This window comes from Psychrobacter sp. GW64-MNA-CIBAN-0177 (assembly GCF_040309585.1).
GTDB lineage: Bacteria > Pseudomonadota > Gammaproteobacteria > Pseudomonadales > Moraxellaceae > Psychrobacter > Psychrobacter okhotskensis.
This window is the reverse complement of sequence record NZ_JBEOOY010000301.1, coordinates 1-265: the sequence shown is the minus strand read 5'-3', so window position 1 is coordinate 265 and position 265 is coordinate 1. Positions and strand designations below refer to the sequence as shown.

2 protein-coding genes are annotated in these 265 nt (G+C 49.4%); both read right to left on the bottom strand.

Features of this window, described 5'->3' with window-relative positions:
* The coding region (gene rpsK, locus AAEY79_RS15175) for a 30S ribosomal protein S11 (RefSeq protein ID WP_352289292.1) at window positions 1-126 on the bottom strand (126 nt) is incomplete at its 3' end.
* A gap of 17 nt (window positions 127-143) precedes the next feature.
* On the bottom strand, window positions 144-265 hold a 122-nt coding region (rpsM, locus tag AAEY79_RS15170), incomplete at its 5' end, for a 30S ribosomal protein S13 (RefSeq protein ID WP_352289290.1).

Sequence of the window (265 nt, the reverse complement as noted above, 5' to 3'; positions counted from 1 at the left end):
CGCATTACCTTGACGATCCGTAATGGTGACAATTGTGTTGTTGAAAGACGCATGGATATGAGCCATGCCATCTGCAACCTGTTTACGTACGCGCTTACGCGGAGAACGTGACGGAACTTTAGCCATTTTGGTTTACCTTCCCGTTACTTTCTTATTGGCTTACGTGGACCTTTACGCGTACGCGCATTGGTCTTAGTACGTTGCCCACGAAGGGGCAGGCTACGACGATGGCGGAGACCACGATAACAACCAAGATCCATAAGAC